The sequence below is a fragment of the Streptomyces ficellus genome, assembly GCF_009739905.1.
In the GTDB taxonomy this organism is placed as follows: Bacteria; Actinomycetota; Actinomycetes; order Streptomycetales; family Streptomycetaceae; genus Streptomyces; species Streptomyces ficellus_A.
In genome coordinates this window covers 540163-562296 of the sequence record NZ_CP034279.1, presented here as the reverse complement: position 1 = coordinate 562296, position 22134 = coordinate 540163, and the positions used below count along the sequence as shown (strand labels likewise).

Annotated in this window: 17 protein-coding genes and 1 riboswitch; of the genes, 11 read left to right on the top strand and 6 right to left on the bottom strand. The window is 74.2% G+C overall.

All coding sequences use genetic code 11. The annotated features are described in order from the left end of the window. Positions 1 to 78: 78 nt before the first annotated feature. The gene (locus EIZ62_RS32685) at positions 79 to 1659 is read left to right on the top strand and encodes a D-alanyl-D-alanine carboxypeptidase family protein (protein WP_156691067.1); all 1581 of its coding nucleotides are present in this window, start codon (positions 79 to 81) and stop codon (positions 1657 to 1659) included. A gap of 23 nt (positions 1660 to 1682) precedes the next feature. Here EIZ62_RS32685 and meaB read toward each other — a convergent pair whose 3' ends face one another. From meaB to EIZ62_RS02460, 3 genes are read right to left on the bottom strand one after another with little or no spacing between them, the layout of a single operon-like run. Further along, positions 1683 to 2678, bottom strand: coding sequence for a methylmalonyl Co-A mutase-associated GTPase MeaB (meaB, locus tag EIZ62_RS02470; RefSeq protein ID WP_156691066.1), 996 nt, complete (start codon positions 2676 to 2678; stop codon positions 1683 to 1685). Next, positions 2675 to 4855, bottom strand: a complete 2181-nt coding sequence (scpA, locus tag EIZ62_RS02465; RefSeq protein WP_156691065.1) for a methylmalonyl-CoA mutase — start codon at positions 4853 to 4855, stop codon at positions 2675 to 2677. Before scpA ends, meaB begins: the two co-directional genes overlap by 4 nt. Further along, entirely contained in the window at positions 4855 to 6666 is a 1812-nt protein-coding gene (locus tag EIZ62_RS02460) for a methylmalonyl-CoA mutase subunit beta (protein ID WP_156691064.1), read from the bottom strand. The genes scpA and EIZ62_RS02460 overlap by 1 nt, the downstream gene beginning before the upstream one ends. A 123-nt stretch (positions 6667 to 6789) precedes the next feature. Then, a riboswitch (cobalamin riboswitch) is annotated at positions 6790 to 6975 on the top strand. Between the two features lie 155 nt (positions 6976 to 7130). Here EIZ62_RS02460 and EIZ62_RS02455 point away from each other — a divergent pair. Both EIZ62_RS02455 and EIZ62_RS02450 read left to right on the top strand, forming a co-directional pair. Further along, positions 7131 to 7838, top strand: coding sequence for a (2Fe-2S)-binding protein (locus EIZ62_RS02455; RefSeq protein ID WP_156691063.1), 708 nt, complete (start codon positions 7131 to 7133; stop codon positions 7836 to 7838). Between the two features lie 153 nt (positions 7839 to 7991). Further along, entirely contained in the window at positions 7992 to 8579 is a 588-nt protein-coding gene (locus tag EIZ62_RS02450) for a fasciclin domain-containing protein (protein ID WP_156691062.1), read from the top strand. A gap of 60 nt (positions 8580 to 8639) precedes the next feature. Here EIZ62_RS02450 and EIZ62_RS02445 read toward each other — a convergent pair whose 3' ends face one another. Both EIZ62_RS02445 and sigK read right to left on the bottom strand, forming a co-directional pair. Continuing rightward, a complete protein-coding gene (locus EIZ62_RS02445) occupies positions 8640 to 9389 on the bottom strand; it encodes an anti-sigma factor (RefSeq protein ID WP_156691061.1) in 750 nt (249 codons plus the stop codon). After that, positions 9386 to 9949: an ECF RNA polymerase sigma factor SigK gene (gene sigK / locus EIZ62_RS02440; protein ID WP_156691060.1), complete on the bottom strand. Its 564-nt coding sequence runs from the start codon at positions 9947 to 9949 to the stop codon at positions 9386 to 9388. The genes EIZ62_RS02445 and sigK overlap by 4 nt, the downstream gene beginning before the upstream one ends. A gap of 159 nt (positions 9950 to 10108) precedes the next feature. Between sigK and EIZ62_RS02435 the strand changes: the two genes are divergently transcribed. The 8 genes from EIZ62_RS02435 to EIZ62_RS02400 all read left to right on the top strand — a co-directional run bounded on the left by EIZ62_RS02435 (position 10109) and on the right by EIZ62_RS02400 (position 19111). Beyond that, positions 10109 to 11743: an MFS transporter gene (locus tag EIZ62_RS02435; RefSeq protein ID WP_156691059.1), complete on the top strand. Its 1635-nt coding sequence runs from the start codon at positions 10109 to 10111 to the stop codon at positions 11741 to 11743. Between the two features lie 153 nt (positions 11744 to 11896). After that, positions 11897 to 12376, top strand: a complete 480-nt coding sequence (locus EIZ62_RS02430; protein WP_156691058.1) for a hypothetical protein — start codon at positions 11897 to 11899, stop codon at positions 12374 to 12376. 22 nt (positions 12377 to 12398) lie between these two features. Next, positions 12399 to 13076 (top strand): RNA polymerase sigma factor, encoded by a 678-nt coding sequence (locus tag EIZ62_RS02425; protein ID WP_244375381.1) that lies wholly within the window; start codon positions 12399 to 12401, stop codon positions 13074 to 13076. After that, positions 13073 to 13639: a hypothetical protein gene (locus tag EIZ62_RS02420; RefSeq protein ID WP_156691057.1), complete on the top strand. Its 567-nt coding sequence runs from the start codon at positions 13073 to 13075 to the stop codon at positions 13637 to 13639. Before EIZ62_RS02425 ends, EIZ62_RS02420 begins: the two co-directional genes overlap by 4 nt. Before the next feature lie 132 nt (positions 13640 to 13771). Next, positions 13772 to 16153: a transglycosylase domain-containing protein gene (locus EIZ62_RS02415; RefSeq protein ID WP_244375379.1), complete on the top strand. Its 2382-nt coding sequence runs from the start codon at positions 13772 to 13774 to the stop codon at positions 16151 to 16153. Positions 16154 to 16233: 80 nt separating this feature from the next. Then, positions 16234 to 17433 (top strand): amidase domain-containing protein, encoded by a 1200-nt coding sequence (locus EIZ62_RS02410; RefSeq protein ID WP_156691056.1) that lies wholly within the window; start codon positions 16234 to 16236, stop codon positions 17431 to 17433. 131 nt (positions 17434 to 17564) lie between these two features. Continuing rightward, on the top strand, positions 17565 to 18455 hold the full coding sequence (locus tag EIZ62_RS02405) for an ATP-binding cassette domain-containing protein (RefSeq protein ID WP_156691055.1): 891 nt from the start codon (positions 17565 to 17567) through the stop codon (positions 18453 to 18455). After that, positions 18452 to 19111, top strand: coding sequence for a hypothetical protein (locus EIZ62_RS02400; RefSeq protein WP_156691054.1), 660 nt, complete (start codon positions 18452 to 18454; stop codon positions 19109 to 19111). Before EIZ62_RS02405 ends, EIZ62_RS02400 begins: the two co-directional genes overlap by 4 nt. 3 nt (positions 19112 to 19114) lie before the next feature. On the opposite strand, the gene EIZ62_RS02395 is transcribed toward EIZ62_RS02400, so the two are convergent. After that, positions 19115 to 22072 carry an NACHT domain-containing protein gene (locus EIZ62_RS02395; RefSeq protein ID WP_156696161.1) on the bottom strand — a complete coding sequence of 986 codons (2958 nt, stop codon included), beginning with the start codon at positions 22070 to 22072 and terminating at the stop codon, positions 19115 to 19117. Positions 22073 to 22134 lie beyond the last annotated feature (62 nt).

Sequence of the window (22134 nt, the reverse complement as noted above, 5' to 3'; positions counted from 1 at the left end):
GGCGTCACGTCGACTGGACGAGTGGACGGCCGGAAGCGCCCCACCCCAGAAGAAGACGAAGAAGACGGAGAACCGGCAGTGACCAACGCCGCGCCCGCGTGTCCTGAAACCCCGGCACAGGACGACGAACCCGCACCCTCCACGCACGAGGCGACGCGAGCCACGGCCGGTGAACGGGACGCGTCGGCGGAGCCGGTTGCGGAGGCCGCCACCTCGCCTGCCGAACCCGCCGACGAGCCGCCCACGAAGGCCGCTGCCCCGCCCACCGAGCCGCGCGCCGAGCCCGCCGCGAAGCCCGCCACCGAGCCGCCCGCCGAACCCGCGGCCCCGCCCGCGAAGCCCGCCCCGGCACCCGCCCCCGCGCCTCCCCTCGCACCCGTCCCCGCACCCGCCCCCTCACCCCTCGCCGAGCCGGGCGATGCCCGTACCCAGGGGGAGGGGCCAGGCCGCGGGGCGTCGCGGTGGCTACGTCTCGGGGTGCCCGTCGTCGTGCTGCTCGCCGTGGTCGGGGCGACCGTGCAGCTGGTCCGTCCGCTGCCCGCACCCGAGCTGCGCCCGGCCCTGGCGCCGGCGTACACCTTCGCGGGCGGAACGCTGGAGATGCCGTGGCCGGGTGAGGGGCAGGGCGCCGTGGAGGTGGACGGCGTCGGTGTCGTCGGTACGTACGGCGACGGCCGGCCCGCGCCCATCGCGAGCGTCGCCAAGGTGATGACCGCCTACGTCGTCCTCGAGGGACACCCCCTCACCGGGGACGGCACCGGCCCGGACATCACCGTCGACGCCGCAGCGGAGAAGGAGGGCCGGAACGCGTCCGAGTCGCGGGTGCCGGTCGCGAAGGGGGAGAAGTACAGCGAGAAGGACATGCTCCGGATGCTGATGCTGCCCTCGGCGAACAACGTCGCCCGGCTGCTGGCCCGTTGGGACTCCGGATCCCAGGACCGGTTCGTGGACAAGATGAACGACACGGCCCGGCGGCTCGGCATGTCCGACACCACGTACACGGACCCCAGCGGTCTCGACGCCGCCACCGTGTCCACGGCGGTCGACCAGGTGAAGCTGGCCAAGGCGGCCATGCGCGAGGAGGTGTTCCGCGAGATCGTGGACTCGGCGCACGTCACGCTCCCCGGCTCGGCGGGCACGATCACCAACAGCAACAGCATCCTGTCGCTGCCCGGGGTGAACGGTGTGAAGACCGGCTCGTCGACCCCGGCGGGCGCCAACCTCCTCTGGTCGGCCGACACCGTCGTCGACGGCAGGCGCCACCGTGTCGTCGGCATGGTGATGGGCGTCCGGAAGGGCGCCACGCTGCGGGAGAAGCTCGGGCTCGCCATCGGGACGTACAGCCGCGGTCTGATCGAGGCGGCGCAGAAGGGCGTCACCTCCGCCACGGTCGTCGAGAAGGGCGATGTGGTGGGGTATGTGGACGACGGCCTCGGTGGCCGGACGGCGGTCGTCGCCACGGAGGGCCTGAGGGCCGTCGGCTGGCCGGGTCTGAAGGTGCGGCCGCGCCTCACCGCGGGCGGCGAAACCATTCCGCGCTCGGCGAGGGCGGGCACTGTGGTGGGGGAGGTGTCGGCGGGCGGGGCCCGGGTCGCCGTGGCCCTGCGCGACGACCTCGTCGAGCCGGGAGCCGGCGACCGGCTGGTCCGGCTGGGCTGACGGCCGCCGGAGGTCCGCAGTCGTCAGCCGGCCGCGCCGCCACCCTCGCCGCCGAACGCGCCCAGGATGCGTTCGGCGGCGAGCGTGGCCGTCAGGCGGCCGTCCCGCACCTGCTGCTCCAGACCGGGGGCGAGGGCGCGTACCGCCTCGCTGGACCGCAGACGGGCGAGCAGCTCGTCGCGGACCATGGTCCAGGTCCAGTCGACCTGCTGGTCCCGGCGCTTGGCGGCGAGACGGCCGGTGGAGTCCAGCAGCGTGCGGTGCTGCTCCAGCCGCTCCCACACGACGTCCAGGCCGCTGGACTCCCGGGCGCTGCAACTGAGCACCGGCGGCGTCCAGAACGCGTCCTTGCCGTGCATCAGCCGCAGCGCGCCGGCCAGTTCGCGTGCGGCGGTCCGGGCGTCCCGCTCGTGCGGGCCGTCGGCCTTGTTGACGGCGATCACGTCGGCCAGCTCCAGGACACCCTTCTTGATGCCCTGCAGCTGGTCCCCGGTGCGGGCCAGCGTGAGCAGCAGGAAGGAGTCGACCATGTTCGCGACCGCGGTCTCCGACTGGCCGACGCCGACCGTCTCCACCAGGACGACGTCGTAGCCGGCCGCCTCCATCACCACGATCGACTCGCGGGTCGCCTTGGCCACGCCGCCGAGCGTGCCGGCGGTGGGGGAGGGGCGAATGAACGCCGCGGGGTCCACCGCCAGGCGTTCCATCCGTGTCTTGTCACCGAGGATCGAACCGCCCGTCCGGCTGGAGGACGGGTCGACCGCGAGCACCGCGACCCGGTGCCCGAGCGACGTCAACATGGTGCCGAACGCGTCGATGAAGGTCGACTTGCCGACCCCCGGCACCCCGCTGATGCCGATCCGCCGGGCCCGGCCGCTGTGCGGCAGCAGCTCGGTCAGCAACTCCTGCGCCAGCACCCGGTGCTGGGGCCGGGTCGACTCCACCAGGGTGATCGCCCGGGCCACGAGGGCCCGCTTACCCTCCCGTACGCCCTTCACATAGGTGTCGAGATCGATCACAGCTCGTGCCCGAGGCCGCCCGCCAGCCGCTCGACGAGGTCGTGGGCCGCGTCCGGGATGACCGTGCCGGGCGGGAAGACGGCCGCGGCGCCCATCTCGAGGAGGGTCGGCACGTCCTGCGGGGGGATCACCCCGCCCACCACGATCATGATGTCCTCGCGGCCCTCCTCCGCGAGCTGTTCGCGCAGGGCGGGGACGAGCGTGAGGTGGCCCGCCGCGAGGGAGGAGACCCCGACGATGTGGACGTCCGCCTCGACCGCCTGGCGGGCGACCTCGGCCGGAGTCTGGAACAGCGGGCCGACGTCGACGTCGAACCCGAGATCGGCGAAGGCGGTGGCGATGACCTTCTGGCCGCGGTCGTGCCCGTCCTGGCCCATCTTGGCGACCAGGATGCGCGGGCGGCGGCCCTCGGCCTCCTCGAACGAGGACACCAGGGCGCGGCAGCGCTCCACGGACGGCGACTCACCGGCTTCGTTGCGGTACACGCCGGAGATGGTACGGATCTGTCCCGCGTGCCGCCCGTACACCTTCTCCAGGGCGTCGGAGATCTCCCCGACGGTGGCCTTCGCCCGGGCCGCGACGACGGCCAGCTCCAGCAGGTTCCCCTCGCCGCCGGCGGCGCGGGTCAGGGCGTCGAGCGCGTCCTGGCACGCCTGTTCGTCCCGGTCGGCGCGCAGCCGCCGCAGCTTCTCGATCTGCTGGGCCCGCACGGACGAGTTGTCGACCTTCAGCACCTCGATCTGCTCGTCGCTGTCGACGCGGTACTTGTTGACGCCGATCACCGGCTGGCGTCCCGAGTCGATACGGGCCTGGGTGCGCGCGGCCGCCTCCTCCACCCGGAGCTTGGGGATGCCCGCGTCGATGGCCTGGGCCATGCCGCCGGCCTTCTCGACCTCCTGGATGTGCTGCCAGGCCCGCCGGGCGAGGTCGTACGTCAGCTTCTCCACGTACGCGCTGCCGCCCCACGGGTCGATGACCCGGGTGGTGCCCGACTCCTGCTGGAGCAGCAGCTGCGTGTTGCGGGCGATGCGCGCCGAGAAGTCGGTGGGCAGTGCCAGCGCCTCGTCCAGTGCGTTGGTGTGCAGCGACTGGGTGTGCCCCTGGGTGGCGGCCATCGCCTCCACACAGGTGCGGGTGACGTTGTTGAACACGTCCTGCGCGGTCAGCGACCAGCCGGAGGTCTGCGAATGGGTGCGCAGCGACAGCGACTTGGTGTTCTTCGGGTCGAACTGGCGCACCAGCTTGGCCCACAGCAGCCGGGCCGCCCGCAGCTTGGCGACCTCCATGAAGAAGTTCATGCCGATGGCCCAGAAGAACGACAGCCGCGGTGCGAACGCGTCCACGTCCAGCCCCGCCTCCCGGCCCGCGCGGATGTACTCCACACCGTCCGCGAGCGTGTACGCCAGCTCCAGGTCGGCCGTCGCGCCCGCCTCCTGGATGTGGTACCCGGAGATGGAGATGGAGTTGTAGCGGGGCATGCGCTGCGAGGTGAAGGCGAAGATGTCGGAGATGATCCGCATCGACGGCTTCGGCGGGTAGATGTAGGTGTTGCGGACCATGAACTCCTTGAGGATGTCGTTCTGGATGGTCCCCGCCAGCTTCTCGGCCGGCACGCCCTGCTCCTCGGCCGCCACGATGTAGAGCGCGAGCACCGGCAGCACGGCGCCGTTCATCGTCATCGACACCGTCATCCGGTCCAGCGGGATGCCGTCGAACAGCTGCCGCATGTCCAGGATGGAGTCGATCGCCACGCCCGCCATGCCGACGTCACCGGTCACCCGCGGGTGGTCGCTGTCGTAGCCGCGGTGGGTCGGCAGGTCGAAGGCGACCGACAGGCCCTTCTGGCCGGCCGCCAGGTTGCGCCGGTAGAAGGCGTTGGACTCCTCGGCGGTGGAGAACCCCGCGTACTGGCGGATCGTCCACGGCTGGTTGACGTACATGGTCGGGTACGGGCCGCGCAGGTACGGCGCGACGCCCGGGTAGGTGCCCAGGAAGTCGAGGCCCTCCAGGTCCTGCCCGGTGTACAGCGGCTTGACCGGGATGCCTTCGGGGGTCTCCCACAGCAGGTCGTCCGGCGCGGCGCCGGTCGCCTCCCGCACGGCCGCCCGCCACTCGCCGGCGCCGCCGTCCGTGTGGGGCGCCCCGAGGTCGATGCCGGAGAAGTCGGGGATTCCCATCAGGACACTCCCATGCGGTCGAGGGTGGCGGAGAGTACGGCGACGGCGTCGCAGCCCGCGAAGACGTGGCCGTCGACGTCCGCGTCCCACGGGCCCGGGCGGCCCGCCAGGAACACGTGCCGGGCCCCGGCCGCCTTGAGGGCCGCGGCGGTCGCCGCCGCCCGCTCCTCGTACAGGGCGTCGCTGGAGCACAGGCAGGCCTCGGTGGCGCCGCTGTCCTCGAAGGTGCCGTCCGACACGGGCTCGATGCCGCCCGCCTGGAACAGGTTGGACGCGAACGTGGCGCGCGCGGAGTGCGCCGCGGCGGGGCCGAGCGTCGCCAGGAAGACACGGGGCCGGGCGCCGGTGGCGGCGAGGTGGGCGTCGGAGCGGGCGCGCAGCGCCTCGAACGCCTCGTCGCGCCGCACGCGGGGCAGCCCGCCGGCCGGGCCCTCGGGCGCCGGTTCGCGCTCCACGGCCCGCTCCGCCAGGTGCGGGAACTCGCTGACGCCGGTGATGGGTTCGCGCCGCTTGGCCAGCTTCGCGCCGCGCGCCGCCCAGGTGTCCGCCAGCTCCTGGCCGAGCCGGCCCGAGCGCAGGGCCGTGGCCTGGCCGCCGTTCCGCTCGATCCACTGGAAGAACTCCCAGCCCGCGTGCGCCAGTTCGTCGGTCAGGCGCTCCACGTACCAGGACCCGCCGGCCGGGTCGATGACCCGGGACAGGTGCGATTCCTCTATGAGGATCGTCGAGGTGTTGCGGGCGATGCGCCGGGCGAAGGCGTCCGGCAGCCCCAGGGCGTGGTCGAAGGGGAGGACCGTGACGGCGTCGGCGCCGCCGACACCCGCGCCCAGGGTCGCGATGGTCGTCCGCAGCATGTTCACCCACGGGTCGCGGCGCGACATCATCACGGGCGAGGTCACCGCGTGCTGGACCTGCGCACCGGCGCCGACCGCTCCGCACACCTCTGCCACGCGCGCCCACAGGCGGCGCGCGGCGCGCAACTTCGCGATCGTCAGGAACTGGTCGGCGGTGGCCGCGTACCGGAACTCCAGCTGGGCGCACGCCCGCTCCACCGGCAGCCCCGCCCCGGTCAGTTCGCGCAGGTAGGCGACGCCGGTGGCGAGCGAGGCGCCCAGCTCCTGCGCGGCCGAACCGCCGGCCTCGTGGTACGGCAGCGCGTCCACCGTCAGGGCCCGCAGGCCCGGGTAGCCCTCGGCGCACCGGTGCGCCAGGTCCGTGGTGGGCGTGATGTCGCAGGGCCGGCCCGTGCGGGCCTCGTACCCCAGCGGGTCGGCGCCGAGGCCGCCGCGCGCCGCGCCGCGGTCGACGCCCCGCCGCTCGTACAGCCGCAGCAGCGCGTCCGCGGCGTCCTGGACGTCGCGTCCGGCGTCGAGGACGACGGGCGCCAGGTCGAGGTGGACGCCGTCGAGGACACGCTCGATCGACGACACCGGCAGGCCGCCCTCACCGACGACGAGCCAGAGCGACGTGACGCCGTTCTCCAGGTCGCCGAGCACGGCGTCGCCCGCCGCCACGGTGTACCGCTGGCGCAGGTCCCAGCCGCCCGCGGTGTTCCCGGTCGCCCGGCCACCCCGTACGAACGGGGCGAAACCGGGGAAACCGGGCTCGGGGGCGGTGTCGTGCGCCGTATAGAGGGGGCGCGTGCGCAGCCCGTCCTCCAGCGCGGTGGACAATGCGTCTTCGGCTGCTGTGCCTTCGGCTTCCTTGCCCGACTTGCGCAGCACGCCCTCAACCAGGCGCTGCCATTGCTCGTGGGTCGCGGCAGGGAAATCGGCGGCCAGCGAGAGCCCGTCATCAGGCAGGACCGTCATGCTCGGATGCTAGGGCACATGCCCAAAGGAGCAGCAGAGGGCACGGCTGTGACCTTGCCCTCTTCGCCAGCCCTTGATCATCGCGGGCGCCTCGTACTACGGAGACGCGCTGGCGCGCCGGGTCACGGTCTGGGATGCTGCGGTCCGACCAGCGACGGCGGAACGAGGAAGCCGGTGAGATTCCGGCACGGTACCGCCACTGTGCAGGGGGAGCGAACCCGCCATGGCCACGGCCCCGTAGAGGGGCGGGAAGGCCGGGGGAGCGTCGATCCCGAGTCAGGAGACTCACGCCGTCGCACCTCGATGGACCGGGGCGGACTTCCCCGAGAGAGGACGGTGGCACCCGTGTGCCCTCGTACGCGTGACGGCCTGCCGGCGTCCGCGGGCGGCGACGGACCACGGCCCGTCGGCGACGGCGTCGTGCGCCCCGCTGCCTTCCACGCACTGACCCGGGCGGTACGCACATGGTGACCACCGACGTCTTCGCCCGCGTGTCCGCCATCGGCCCCTACTTCGCGGTGTCCCACGGCCCCCGGCCGGACGCCTCCCGCTACCGGCCGCTCTCCGAGCTGTACGGGGACCACGAGGTGCTGGACCGGTACGTCGAGGCCGTGGCGCGGCGGCTCGGCACCGGCCAGCGGCGGGTGGCCGCCTCCACCCTGCACATCGGGACCGCCGCCCGCCTGTGGTCGATCGGCCTGGCGACGGCCTCCCTCACCGGGCGCGTACCCGACCTCGCGCCCGGCCGGCTGTGGTGGCGGACGCCCGAATCGGGCCCCATCGACCTCTGGCTCCCCGAAGCCACCACCACGGCCGCCGCCCCGGACGGCCTGGCCGACGGCCTGCACGAGGCCGTGGTCGTCCGCAACCTGCTGCCGCTGGCCGACGCCGTACGCCGGCACTACGGCGTCTCCCCGCACGCCCTGCGCGGCAACGCCGCCTCCGCCCTCATCGGCGCCGTCCGGGTGCTGCTCGCCCACGCCCCCGGCGCCCCGCACCCACCGGTCCCGCTCGCCACCGCCCTGCTGGAGCGCGAGCCGCTGGCCGGCGCGGGCGCGTTCACCGCCCAGCCCCTCACGTACCGCCGCCGCAGCTGCTGCCTCTACTACCGCGTCCGCGGGGCCGGTTACTGCGGAGACTGCGTCCTCACCTCCAAGGGGCCCCGAGCCTGACCGGCCCGCCATCGCCGTGCGGAACGGGGACCAATCCATTCCGGTCCCGGCTCCGAAGTACAGGTGTGAAGCGATGGAACCCCGTCCCCGCGACGGGCGGCCACCGGCCCGGGCGGTCACCCGCGCAGGACCTCTCACACCAAGGATGAAGCGATGAAGACGATCCCGATCCGCCGTACCGCCGGAGCCGTGGCCGTCGCCGCCGTCCTGCCCCTGGGGCTGGCCGGCTGGTCCGCCACCAGCGCGGTGGGCGACACGAGGGCGGATGACCCGTTCGGCCCGGCCTGCGCGTCCGTGCCCGCGGAGGGCCCCGGCAGCCTGGCGGAGATGGCGAAGCAGCCGGTCGCCACCGCCGCCTCGAACACCCCGGCGCTGTCCACCCTGGTCACCGCCGTCCAGAAGGCCGGACTGGCCGGCACGCTGAACGACGCCCGCGACATCACCGTGTTCGCCCCGACGAACGAGGCGTTCGAGAAGATCCCGAAGGCACAGCTCGACAAGGTCCTCAACGACAAGGCCGCGCTGACGAAGATCCTCACCTACCACGTCGTCGGCCAGAAGCTCACCCCGCAGCAGATGGAGAACGGCACCTTCCCGACCCTGGAGAAGAGCACCCTCACGACCTCCGGCTCGGGCGAGTCCTACAAGGTCAACGGCACGGCGAACGTGGTGTGCGGCAACATCGCCACCGCCAACGCCACCGTCTACGTCATCGACACCGTGCTCATGCCGAAGGCCTGACGCGCGCCGGCGCACCGGAACCGGGCGTCCAGCCCCTGGGCGCCCCCTTCCCGGCGCCCGTCACGCGGGCAGCGTCATCTCCATCAGGGGCGCGGTCGTGGGCCGCGGGGAACCACCGGAGGGCTCGACCGTCACACCGACCCCGGTGGCGCCGTCCACGTCCCCCTCCATCAGCGACGCGCCGTCCCGCCCCACCAGGCCGGCCGGGCGCATGGCGCCGTCCTCGTCGAACCACAGCTGGTACGTCCGGTCACCCGGCAGCTCCGGCAGACCGGACGCCACGAAGACCGCGCTGTTCTCGGAACGGGCCACGACCACCGTCGCCCTCGTGCCGCCCTCGACGGTTCCCGTGACCGTACGGGCGTCCGGCGCCGCCAGGACGGCGACCAGCCGGTCCGTCTCCGCCCTGGCCTGCCGCGCCTGCTCCTGGGCGTTCCGCGCCTCCTGCCACTGCCACGCCGCCACCCCGCCGAAGCCCGCCAGCACCACCAGGCACGCCGCGAGGACCAGCCCGCCGACGGCGCGCCTGCTGCCCGAGACGAGCCGGGCGGCGGCACCGGGTGGCGGCCCGCCGGGCGACGGGGACTGCCGTACGCCCTCGATGCCCGCCAGTACCGCCTCCTTCATCCCGGCGGGCGGGGCGGACGCGACGGCCGACCCCAGCAGCGCCGCGGTGGCCGTCAGCTCGCGCACCTCCCGCGCGCACGCCGGGCATCCCTCCAGATGACGTGCGAAGGCCGCCCGCTCGTCGTCGGGGAGCGCGTCCAGCGCGTACGCACCGGTCGCGAGGTGCGGATGCTCGTCGCTCATGCCCTCACCCCCATGCAGTCCCGGAGGCGGAGCAGACCGTCCCTCAGCCGGGTCTTGACCGTGCCCAGCGGTGCCGACAGCGACGCGGCGAGCTCACGGTGGGTGTAGCCCGCGTAGTAGGCGAGGGCGACGGCCTGCCGCTGGACCTCGGTCAGCGACTGAAGGCACCGGCGCACCTCCTCGCTCTCCAGCCGCGCCGCCACCTCCTCGCCGACCTCGTCGTACGCCGGCATCAGGGCCCGCCGCGCGTCGCGCCGCTCACGCTCCGCGGCCGCCCGTTCGGCGCGCACCCGGTCCACCGCGCGGCGGTGAGCCATCGTCATCACCCACGTCATGACGCTTCCCCGTTCGGGCGAGAAGCGCGCCGCGGTACGCCACACCTCCACCATGACGTCCTGCGCCACCTCCTCGGACTGCGCCGCGTCCCTGACCACCCTCAGCACCAGACCGAAGACCGGCGCGGCGACGGCGTCGTAGAGCGTGGCGAACGCCTCCTTGTCGCCGGACGCGACCCGGGACACGACCTGGGGCAGGCCGGCGACGACTTCCTGGCTGCCCATGCGCAACCCCTCCCTCGTGCGGCCCGGTCACCCTTCGATGCTGCCTCTTCACCGCGCCGAGGTCCACCGCGACCCGGTCCCGCTCGACCCGGCCCGGTCCGGCCCGGCCCGCCTCGGCTCGGCGTGCGGGGTGCCGGGGACCGGGTGACCATGTGGACCATGAGTGATCACCAGGGTGCGCGCGGGCCGGCGGAGGAGCGTTCCGCCGTCGGGGTGAAGGCGCCCAGCCAGTCACTGGCGCTGGCGGCGACCCTGTTCGCCGTGTCGATGACGTTCATCGACCAGACGATCGTGAGCATCGCCGCGCCCAACATCATCGACGAGCTGGGTCTGTCGTCGTCCGGCATGCAGTGGGTGGTCAACGCCTATCTGCTGTCCCTCGCCGCGTTCTTCGCCCTCGGCGGCCGCATCGCCGACCTGTTCGGGCACCGGCTGATCCTGCTCACCGGCACCCTGGTGTTCGTGATCTCGTCGGTGCTCTGCGGCTGCGTGCCCGCCGGCGACTTCGCCCAGGCCTGGCTGATCATCTTCCGTGCCACCCAGGGCTTCGGCGCCGCACTGATGTTCCCGGCGGCCCTGGCCGTCGTCATCACCGTGTTCCCCGTCGAGAAGCGCGGCCGGGCGCTCGCCCTGTTCTTCGGCCTGTCCGGCGCCCTCACGGCGGTGGGCCCGCTCCTCGGCGGCTGGCTGACCGACTGGACCTGGCGGGCCGTCTTCTGGGTGAACGTCCCGGTGGCGATCGCCGCCCTGGTCCTGACGGCGATGGCCCACCTCCCGAACACCCGCCGCCCCGAACGGCTCGACCTGGTGGGCGCGCTCCTGGTGTGCGGCGGCATGGCCCTGAGCGTGCTGGGCCTGATGCAGGCCTCCGCCTGGGGCTGGAGCAGCGTCGCCACCTGGGCGTGCATCGCCGGGGGCCTGGTCGTCCTGGTCCTGTTCTGCCGGTACGAACTGGGGAGGGAACACCCGCTGGTGCGGCTGGAGGTCTTCCGCGACAAGGCGTTCACCGTCGACATCCTGGTGCTGTTCTTCTCGATGCTGGCGTTCGTACCCGTCTTCTTCTTCGCCTCGGTGTACGCGCAGGTCTCGCTCAGCTCCTCGCCGAACCAGGCGGCCCTCTACCTGCTGTACTTCTTCATCGGCTTCGGCATCGCCTCGCAGTGGGGCGGCCGGATCCTCGACAAGCGCGGGGCGCGGCCGGCGATGAGACTCGGCTGCGCGCTGGGCGCGGTCGGGTTCGCGCTGTGGGCGAGCAAGCTCACCCACCTGTCGACCCACGACCAGTGGCCGTACGCCGCCCTCGCCGGCGCCGGGATCGGCTTCCTCCTCTCCCCGGCGTCCACCGACGCCGTCAACCGGGCGATCGGCGCGTCGTACGGCGAGGTCACCGGCATCACGCAGACCGTGCGCAACTTCGCCGCCAGCATCGGCCTCGCGGTCTTCGGCACGATCCTCACGCACGTCACCACCAACCGGATCGTCTCCACCCTCACCGCGCGCGGCGTGCCCCACGCCTCGGCCGAGGGCGCCGCCCGCGACATCGCCGAAGGGGTGACCGGCCACCCGGACGGGCAGCAGCCCGCCGGGGAGGGGCCCGTCGCCTCCGTCATGCGCGACTCGATGAACGCCATCCGCATGGACTTCGCCGAGGCCAACCAGTACGTCTTCTACGGGATGGCCATCGCGCTCGGCATCGCGTTCCTCTGCGCGACGCAGCACCCCGGAACCCGCGTCACCACCGCCACGGCGCCGTCCACCGCCACGGAACCCCCGGCCGGCGCCCGGCGGCCCTGAACCCGGCCCGACGGCCAGGCCCTCGCGCCCGGACCGGACCGACCCGGACGGCGGTCCGAAAAAACTTCACGGAGATCGGCAACCTCCCGGCCACTCGCACGTCGTGCGGGGGTGAAGGGCGTGAAACCGCGCCCCCGCCAGTCGGGAGAGATCGTGAACAACCTGAAGCGCGTGGTCCTCGCCACCGCCGTCACCGGCGCTCTGGCCGCCCTCGCCGTGCCTGCCTCGGCGACCGCCGGACCCGCCACGCCGCCGTCGGCCACCCCGTCCCCGGTGCCCAGCACCGCCCCGTCGGCCACGCCGTCCCCGGCCCCCAGCGGCGCCCCGTCCGCCACCCCCTCCGCCACACCCGCCCCGGCCACCAGCGGCCCGGCGGGCGCCGCCCCCAGCGAGCCGCCCGCTCCGGCCACGAGCGCACCGCCCAGCGCCACCCCCAGCGCACCGCCCAGCGCCACGCCCAGCCCCAACCCCAGTGGCGCCCCCACCTCCGCACCCCGGCCGAGCAACGACCCCGAGCTCGCCCATACTGGTGGCTCCAGTGCCACCACCACCGCCCTGGGGGCGGGCGCCGTAGGGCTGCTCGGCCTGGGCGCCGGCACCATGTACGCCGTACGGCGGCGCGCCGCCCGCTGACGTGCTCGACCCGAGGAACCCCGTGCTGCCCCACGCCCTGCCGTTCCGCCCCTCCCTGCCCGGCTTCCCCCGGGCACGGCGCGGCGGGCGGCCGGGCGTGGGCGCCGCCCTGCGCGCCCTGCTGCGCGGCGACCGGACGGCACCGGCCGCCGACCGCCCGACGCTGGGCGGCCCCCGGCCCGTACCCCGGTACGACGGCCCGCCGGACTCACGGCCGCCGACGCTCGTCGAGCTGTACCAGGCCCACCGCCTCGGCATGGTGCGCCTGGCCGTGCTGCTCGTGGACGACCTCGCCACCGCCGAGGACGTCGTCCAGGACGCCTTCACCGCCCTCTACCGGCGCCACGGCGAACACATCGCCGAGGTCGACAACGCGCTGGGCTACCTGCGCACGGCGGTCGTCAACACCTCCCGTTCCGTGCTGCGCCGCCGCCGGACCGCCCGCGCCTGGACACCGCCCGCCGCGGCCGACGTGCCCTCCGCCGAGGAGCACGTCGTCCTGGACGAGGCGCACCGCGAGGTGCTCGCCGCGCTGGGCCGCCTCACGCCCCGCCGCCGTCAGGTCCTCGTCCTGCGCTACTGGGCGGACCTGAGCGAGGCGGAGATCGCCGAGACCCTCGGCATCAGCCGCGGGGCGGTCAAGTCGAACGCCAGCCGCGCCCTGGACGCGCTGGAACGGATCCTGGAGGGACGGATATGACCCCCGGCGAGGAACGCGAGCGCCCCGTGGAGCGCCGTCTGCGCCATGCCCTCGAAGCGCGGGCCCAGTCCGTCACCGTACGGGACCTGCGGCCCGCCCAGCCGCCGCGCCCGGCCGCCCGGTGGCTCCGGTGGAGGCCCGCCCCGGTGACCCGCGCCGGTCTGGCCGGCCTGGCCGCCGCCGCTCTGGCGGGCGCCGCCTATCTGACGCTGGCCCCCGGACCCGCCGACCCCCGGCCCGTCCCGCCCGCCGACCCGCCGAGGAACACCTCCCCGGCACCGCCCCCGCCGACGGCTCCCTCACCCTCGCCGACGCCCACCCCCGACGCGACACCGCCCGGCACACCGGACCCGGGTCCGGAGCCGAGCACCAGCCTGGCACCACCGCCCCCGAGCGCGACGCCGAGCACGACACCGGGCGCGACCGCGGGCACGGCACCCGGCGCGAGCGCCTCCGCGGGTGAGCCCGTCACGTCCGGACCGGGCACCGGCCCGCCCCCGCCCGGCACGGCATCACCGTCCGGCACGCCCGGTCCCGACACGCCCAGCCCCGGGGCGACCTGACGCACGCGATGTTCGTCACACGCACCGGCGGGGCACAAGTGGAAATCTTTGTCCGCAACTCGCACGCAATACTGATATGTGTGGGGTCGCGAGTTCCGCGAGGGGGCCGGGAGTTGGGGAGGGTGACGAGGCGTGACCGAGCCAGGGCAGGGGGAGGGCACACCGCCCGGAGGGCGCCGGTCGCGCGGGCGCCGCGCCGCGCCCAAGAAGTCCTGGCGCCGCCGGACACCGGACGGCGGTGACACCCGGGCACCCGCGGGGCGGCCCGCACCCCCGGACGAGACCATGCAGTTGCGCGTCGACGACCTGCGCGGCGCGGCCGGCACCGACGACCTCACCGCGGCCCACGACCCGGCCCCGGCGCCGGGCGAGACCATGCAACTGCGCGCGCTCAAGCCCACGGAGGCGGCCGACCGGTCCCGCACGGGCGCGAAGGGCACGGACGGCAACGGCACGGGCCGCAAGGGCACGGGCGGCGGACGGCGGCGGCGCGGCGCGGAGGCCGACGCCCCGGCGACGGCCGGGCGCGGCAGGCGCGCCACGCGCCGGGCACCGTTCGCCGCGGGCATCGCGCTCCGCCTCCGGCGCCTCAGGCCCGCCTACCCGCGCCCCGGCCGCGCCGGCTGGCGCCGCTGGGTGCCCTCCTGGCGGCAGTGGCTGGGCGCGTGGCTGTCCGCCATCGGGCTGGCCGGGGCCGGCCTGGTCGTCGTCTACGCGGCGACGGACATACCCGAGAACCTGAACACGTACGCCACGCAGCAGGACAACGTCTACTTCTGGTCCGACGGCACCGTCATGGCCCGCACGGGCTGGGTGCAACGTCAGGCGATGCCGCTCAAGGACATACCGCAGGACGTGCGGTGGGCGGTGCTGGCCGCCGAGAACGGAAGCTTCTACTCCGACTCCGGGGTGTCCGTGAAGGGCGTCACCCGCGGCCTGTGGCGCACCCTCGGTGAGGGCAGCACCGAGGGCGGCTCCACCATCACGCAGCAGTACGTCAAGAACGTGTACCTGACGCAGGACCGCACGCTCACCCGCAAGTTCACCGAGGCGATGATCGCCCTCAAGCTGGACAACCGGATGAGCAAGGACGAGATCCTGGAGGGCTACCTCAACACCAGCTGGTTCGGCCGCGGCACCTACGGGATCCAGCGCGCCTCGCAGGCCTACTACGGCAAGGACGTCGGCAAGCTCAACGCGAGCGAGGCCGCCGTGCTGGCGTCGCTGCTCAAGGGCGCATCCCTGTACGACCCGACCCTCGGCCCGGCCAACCACAAGCGGGCCGTGCAGCGCTGGTCCTGGATCCTCGACCGCATGGTCGTCCTGGGCAAGCTGACCCCGGCGGAGCGGGCGACGTACACCAAGTTCCCCGAGCCGCTCGAACGCAACCCCCTGGGCCGCACCGGCAAGCAGAGCGACTACCTGGTCGAACTCGCCGCGCAGTACGCCAAGAAGGCCGGCGGCATCTCGGACAAGGACCTCGACCTCGGCGGCTACCAGATCTACACCACCTTCGACCGCGAGCGGGAGGCGACGCTCACCGACGTCGTCACCAAGGCCCGCCAGAAGGCGGCGAAGAGCGACGCCGACGCGGCGAAGGACGTGCACTACGGCGCCGCTTCGGTGGCCGCCGACGGCCGGATCCTCGCCGTGCACGGCGGCCCGGACCACCGTAAACAGGCCTTCAACGAGTCCAACGCCACCACCGTCCCCGCCGGTTCGGCCTTCCTGCCGTTCGTGTACGCGGCCGGCCTCGAGCACGGCGTCGTCAGGGAACGCCAGGCGCCCCGCGAGCAGGTCGGCCCGGACACCGTCTACGACGGCGACGACGCGGTGCCCGTGACCACACCGGAGGGACCGTACTGGGACCGCAACGGCCGGAAGGTCGCCGGACACAACGACGGCGAGAAGTCCTGGGGGCGGATCAGCCTGCGCGGGGCGCTCGCCAACTCGGTGAACACGCCGTTCATGCAGCTCGGCATGGACACCGGCCTCGACAAGGTGAAGCAGACCGCCCAGGCGTCGGGCCTGCTGTCCTCCAGCATGGGCCCGATGGTGCCCGGCCTGTCCCTGGGCAGCTCCACGCCGAGCGCGATCCGCATGGCCAGCGGCTACGCCACCTTCGCCGCCCGGGGCACGCACACCGAGCCGTACTCGGTCCGCCGCGTCACCCGCAACGGGGTCGCCGTCCCGCTGGACGCCCCCAAGAAGCGCCGCGCCGTGAGCGACGAGGTCGCCGGGCAGGTCACCGACGCGCTCGGTGACGCCTACCGTGCGTCCCGGCAGCCTGGAGACCCCGCTCCGGAAGGGGTCTCCGGCAAGCCCGGCACCACCGCCGACGACACGGCCGCCTGGTACGCCGGCACGGCGAGGTCCGTGTCCACGGCGGTGGTCGTCTACCGGATGGACCTCTCCGACAGCCTGCAACCGCTGCCGCTGGAAGGGCTCGCCGGAACAGGACGCGACAGCGTCCCGTACACCATCTGGGCGCGCGCCGCGGGCATCCCGGACTGACCCTCCGGCCCGTGTACCGCCGACCCACACCGCACAGCGGCGCTCGACGTCCGAGCGCCGGCCGAAGGAAGGAGCATCCATTGCAGACAAGAGGACTGGGCCGTCGGGGGAGCCGTGCGTCCATAGTCGTGGCGACGGCCGTCGCGGTCGCCGCGGGAGTTGGCCTGCTGCCCGGTCAGACCGCCGCCGCCACGGAGCACGACACTCCGCGGGTGGACGCCACGACCAGGGCCGGCTTCCAGCGCCTGGCCACCGCGGTCCTCACCGACCGCACCCAGGCCCTGGTGGGCGACACCCGGACCGGCGCGCGGGCACAGCACCGGCAGACCACGCCCGCCCAGAAGACCGTCACGCTCTCCCCGGCGGCGGCGCTCCACGAGCGTGCCGTGCTGGACGGCCTGCGCGACCGCAGGGCCCGCCTCGCGGCACTCGGCGAGACGTACAGCAAGGGCGCCACCTCGGTGACCGTGGACGCCGCCGACGTCAACGGCCGGCGCGCCACCGTCCGCGTCACCGAGACGACGACCCTGACGTACGCGAAGGCCCGGCGCGCCGAGCCCACGGCCACCGGCTTCCGTGCCCACCACGAGCTGACCTTCCAGGCCGACCGGCGGGGCGACTGGCTCCTGACCGCCGTCCGCGACACCGACGGGGGCCAGCCCACGGTCAACCAGGTCACCGGGCCCGCCGCCGCACCCCGCACCGCGGCCGTGCCCCGCGTCGCGGCGGACGCCCCGCCCAACGCGCCCCGCGCGGCCACCACCTGGCCCGCCGCGGCCAGCCCGAAGAACCTCACCACCGGTGCCTACGACTACAAGGCGATGGCGGCCTACGCCCAGAAGTACTGGCGCAATTACAACCCCGCCTACCCGAGCTTCGACGGCGCTGGTGCCGGCGGCGACTGCACCAACTTCGTCAGCCAGTCCCTCAAGGCCGGCGGCTGGAAGCACGTCCCCGGCTACGTCTACGACTGGCACAAGTGGTTCGGCAACGCCGACATCCAGTCGCACTCGTTCGTCGGCGTGAACGAGTTCTCCTGGTTCGCCCTGTCCTCCCAGCGCGTGACCAGCCTCGCCAACGTCTACCAGATGGACATCGGCGACGTGCTCCAGATCGACTTCGACAAGGACGGCTCCAAGGACCACACCATGGTCGTCACCTCCCGCAGCGCCCAAGGCGTGCCCTACCTGACGTACCACTCCGTCAACACCTACAGCAGGTCCGTGACGAGCATCCTCGCGTCCCACCCGACCGCCGCGTACTACGCCTACCGCACCTGATCCGCCGGGCCCCCGGGGAGCCGGCCACCGGTTCCCCGGGAGGCTCAGAGCACGCGGCGCAGCAGGACCGACACCCCCCGCGACGTGCGAGCAGCGAGCCGGGCGGGCCGTACCGGACATGGGAGTTCCGTTTGTTACGACTTGACGCGGTGTGCAAGCGCTACGGCCGTGGCGGCTGGGTCCTGCGAGACGTGGACGTGGAGGTCCCGGCCGGGGAGGTCGTGGCGTTCGCCGGCGGCAACGGATCCGGGAAGTCGACCCTGTTGCGGATCGCGGTGGGCCTGTCCCGGCCGACCCGTGGCGGGGTGACGGCCCGGCCACCGGTCGTCGGGTACGTACCGGACCGGTTCTCGCCCGGTGAACGCATGTCGGCCATGGCCTACCTCACGCACATGGGCCGGGTCCGCGGGCTGGCCACCTCGGTCGCCTCCGCACGGGCCGGCCTCCTGCTGGAGCGGCTCGCCCTGGTGGGCGGCCGGGAGGCCCCCCTGCTGAGCCTGTCCAAGGGCAACGCGCAGAAGGTCGCGCTGGCCCAGGCCCTGCTGGTGGAACCCGGACTGCTCGTCCTGGACGAGCCGTGGTCGGGGCTGGACGCCGACGCCCACGGGATGCTCGCCGAGATCATGACCGACGTCGCGGCCTCCGGCGGCATCGTGCTGTTCACCGACCACCGCGAGTCGGTCACCCGCGCCCAGGCCACCCGCACCTACCGCGTCGGCGACGGCCGGGTGTCGCCGCGCGGACCGGAGACACGGGCCGCCGCGCACCGGACCGTGGCCGACGTCGTCCTCACCGCCGACCGGGACGGCCGCGTACCTGAGGACCTGGCGTGGGAGCGCCTGGACGGCGTACTGGCCGTACACCGGGACACCACCGGCGTCCGGGTGCGCGTCCTGCGCGAGTCCACCGACGCCCTGCTGCTCGCCGCGCTCCGGCACGGCTGGTCCGTCGGGACCGTCACCGAGACGACCACCGGCCACCACGCGACGCCGCACGCCACGACGAGCGGGGACACCCGGTGATCGCGCTCATCCGTTACACCTTCGCCACCGTGCTGCACACACAGCGCCACCTCGCCCCGCTGCTGCTGTTCATGGGCCTGATGGGCGTGCTGACCGTCAACGGCAGCGGCCCGTTGCCACCCGCCTACGCCTCCTCCGCCGGTGCCCTGCTCGTCTGCTCGACCTGGCTCACCGTCGCGCTGACGGGCCTGGACGCCCCGCCGCAGCGGGCGATCGTCGTCGTCGCCTCCGGCGGCCGGTCGCTCACCGTCCTGCTGGCGGTGATCTGCACCGCGCTGCTGAGCTGTCTCGTCCTAATGGTCGTCGGGCTGCTGTTCCCGCTGTGGACGGGCGACCACGCGGTCACCGCGACGGACCTCCTCCTGGGCGTCGAGGCGCAGCTCACCTGCGCGCTCACCGGCATCGCCATCGGCGTGCTCTGCTCGCGGCCGGTCTTCGGACGCCGGGGTCACGCCCTGGTCGCCGCCCTCACGCTGGTGACGGCCGCCCTCTTCGCCAAGGGCGCGCCGCCGGTCAACCGGCTGTTCACCCTGATGGCCACGACCCCCGACGCGGCGGAACTCCTCGCCCCCGCCGGCGTCATGCTGGCGGTCTCCGCGGTGATCCTCGCGGTGTTCACCGCCGTCGCGCACGTCGTCGCCGTGCGCCGCGAGTGACCCTCAGGCCGTCCCGTCCGGCGCGGCGAGCAGCCGCCGTATCCGCGCCCCCACCTCGGGGGATAGGCCGTCGAGGCCGCCCAGCACCCGGGCGCGCAGGGCGTCCGCCTCGCCGGGCGGCAGGTCGGCCCCGCCGAGCAGCAGCTCCAGCACGTCGTGCGCCAGCGAGGTGGCCGGACCGCCCGGGGACGTCAGGAACGTCGTGACGGCCGGCCCCAGCCACGCGTACACGGGATCCATCGCGTGCCGTACCACGGCGTCGTTGGTGCCGCCCGACACGTCCTGCTTGTGCCGCAGCTCCGACCAGTACGTCCGGGACCAGCCCGGCCCGTCGTTGCCCCGGGGGTAGCGGTAGAGCCAGTTCATGTCCACCGGGTCCGGCGCCGCCAGGGCACCGCTCCGCAGGCTGATCTCCAGCTCCCTGCCGTGCTCGGACCAGGTGCGCCGGGTCGAGACGGACACGGCGAAGTCGGTCCACTGCTCCTCGTCGAACGCGGCACGCCACAGCAGCACATGGCGGTGCCACGCACTGGCCCGGTCGTTCCAGGACGGGAACAGCTCGCTCGCGGTGACCGTGCCCTTCAGGAGCAGGATCACCAGGACCAGGTTGGCGCCGTACACGCCGTGCCGGGCCGACGTCCGCAGCCCGGGGGAGGCGGGGGAACGGGCGGGCCGGTACCCGCGGTGCGGCTCGTGCGTGCGCTGCCCGTGCTGCTCCAGCACGCCGACGAGGAGGCGGGCCAGCCGGTCGCGTTCGGCGGCCGGGATCCGGCGCACCATCGCCCCCGCGAACCGCAGCATCTGCCGTGACGACAGCGGCGCGTACGACAGCAGGGTGTACGCCAGGTCGTCGTCGACGCTGGTCGCGGCGTCGGACAGGGACGGCCGGTGCGCCAGCAGACTCGTCAGCACGTGCAGCGCGAGGCGCACCACCAGGTACTCGCCGAAGGTGGCGTGCAGGAACTCGTACGTCGCCAGCACCCGCCCGTCGCGTACGGACCGGGCGCGCTGGACGAAGAAGAAACGGCCGAGCGCCACCTCCGCGGCGCCCAGGGGCGTACGGAACCCGGACGCCTCGGCGGATGCGCGCCCCAGCAGCGCCGTGAGGTCCTCGTCGAGTTCGGTGGCCGACACCCACTGGCGGCGGCGGTTGTGCAGGGCGAAGGCGACCAGCGACAGGCGTTGCAGCTCCCGCTCGGCGCGGGCCCGCGCCTCGTCGTCCGGTACGGCGGCCGGCGCCGGGCCGGACTTGTCGATCTCCCGGCGGGCGAACGAGGTCAGCAGCTCCTCGTACAGCTCCGCCTCGTCGAGGGGGCCTTCGCCGTCGCGGCGCAGCGCGTTGTCCGCGGCGTCGTACAGCGCGAGCATCGTCAGCAGCAGCGGCTGCGCGGCGAGCGCCCGGTGGTGCGCCACGGCCTCCCAGGTCAGCGGCCGCAGCCCGCGGGCGGCGAAACCCCCGGCGTTCGCCTCGTTCCACAGGGCGAGCCAGCGGCGCACCTGTTCGGGGCGGAACGGCTCCAGGCGCAGGGCGACGAGCCCCTCGGGGTAGCGGGCCCGGTCGGCGACGGCGGTGCGGCTGGTGACCAGGGCGCGTACCGGGCGGCCCTGTTCCGCCTCGCGCTGCTGGAAGCGGGCGACCCTGGCGAGGAAGTCGCTGTGGTGGACACCGGTGGTCTGGAGCAGCTCGTCGAACCCGTCGAGGAGCAGTACGGGTACGGCGCCCCCGGCCGCCCGGGCCAGCTCCGGCCACGACACCCGCTCACCGGTCGCCGTGCGCACGGCCTGTTCGATCTGGCTCTGGACGTCGTCCTCGGCGCGGACGTCCCGCAGCGGAACCCGCACCGGCAGGAAGCCGGCCGACGGCAGCCGGGCGGCGAGGACCCGCGTCAGGACGGACTTACCCGCGCCGGGCTGGCCGAGCACGAGCAGCGGCACCTCGGCCGGACCGGCGGACGTCAGCGCCCCGGCGAGGTAGCCGGTGAGGTCCCGGCGCACCGGGGCCTCCTCCCACCACGCCTCGGTCGCCGGGCCACTCCCGCCGGTCACCTCGCGCACCCGGAAGTCGGGGTCGAGGTACATCTCGCGCAGCGTCGGCACCCGGATGCCCCGCGGCCCCGAGGAGGCGTCCAGGACCGGGCGGGCCAGCACCGCTTCGTGGGAGCGGGCCAGCGCGGCCGCCACCCCCGTCGGCGGCCGGATCCCCTCCGCCGGGCCGGCCAGCAGCTCGGCGACGCCCGCGAGGGAGCGGCGGATCTCCGCCCGGGTCGCCCGGTGCTCGATCTGCGTCGTCCAGAACCCGAACTCCGGTGCCTCCTGCGCCAGCTGGGCGTACAGCGACTCGTACTGCCGGACCGCCGCACGGGGCAGCTCGGCGCGGATCAGCCGCCCGGCCTCCTCGCGGGCGCTCGAAGGCCGCGCGCTCCAGGCGCTCAGCCCCTCGGCGAAGTCGAGGAACCTCTCCGACAACCCCGTGTACCAGCCGAGCAGTTCCTCCGTGACCGCTTCGAAGGGGCGGTGCGGGGCCGGGCGCGGCGCGTCGGTGGCTGCCAGCGCCCGGGCGAACGCGGCGCCGCGCTCCGCCACCCGCTCCGCGCCCGACAGGACGAGCTGGTCGCCACGGGTCAGCTCCAGTTCCGCGGCGCCGACGGCCGGTTCCCGCTCCTCCAGGGCCTGGAACCAGGCGAGGACGACGATCACGGTGTGGGCGGCGTGCAGCAGCTCGGTGCGCTCGGCGCGGCCGTCCGCGCGGCCCAGGCGCCGCCCGACGCCCCGTACCGCGCCACGGCCGAGGGCCAGCACGCTGCCCCGGGCGTCGGCGATCCGCACGAGCCCGTCACCGATCCCGCCCGTGGCGACGTTCAGCGCCCCGCCGAGCGCCCGGTCCAGCGCGGCGACGGCGGGCGGGTCACCGCCCAGCAGCACCAGCGCGTCCGAGAACGACAGCAGTCCGCGTACCCCCACCAAGCCCCCACGGTCACCAGCCGGTTGCGACGATCCCCCCGGCACTCTGGCACAACGACGCG